1 protein-coding gene is annotated in these 512 nt (G+C 73.6%); it reads right to left on the reverse strand.

The window, feature by feature from the left end; translation table 11 throughout:
- The coding region (locus N2041_RS14860) for an SDR family oxidoreductase (RefSeq protein WP_297679426.1) at positions 1 to 479 on the reverse strand (479 nt) is incomplete at its 3' end.
- Between the last annotated feature and the right edge of the window lie 33 nt (positions 480 to 512).

Genomic DNA, 512 nt, shown 5'->3' on the forward strand with positions numbered 1-512 from the left:
TCAGATGTGTATAAGAGACAGGTGATGGAGGAGATCGTGATGAGGGAGCCGCCGCCCGTGGCAGCCATAGCGTTGGCCATGTGGCGGATGAAGGAGACGGCGCCGAGGAACTGGACGGCGACCATCGCGTGGAGCCGCCCGGGGGTGAGGTCGCGGATTGGGGTGCTCTGTTCGAAGCCGGCGGAGTTGAGGGCGACGTCCAGGGTGCCGAAACGGTCGAGGGCGGCCCGGGCGAGGGCTTCGACCTGGTCGTCGCGGGTGATGTCGCAGGGGATGGGAATGGCGCCGCAGGCGGCGGCGAGGGCTTCCAGCTCGGGAAGGCGGCGGGCAGCGGCGATGACGGCGGCGCCCTCGGCGGCGAAGCGGAGCGCGGCGGCGGGGCCGATGCCGGAGGAGGCGCCGAGGACGACGGCGACCTTCCCGGCGAGGCGGCCGCGGGAGGGGGACGGCGCGCCCGGCCCCGGGGCGGGCTCGCTCATTCGAGGCTGCCCCAGAGCTGCCTGGCCTGCGCG

Origin of the sequence: Tepidiforma sp. (genome assembly GCF_026419595.1) — a bacterium.
GTDB lineage: Bacteria > Chloroflexota > Dehalococcoidia > Tepidiformales > Tepidiformaceae > Tepidiforma.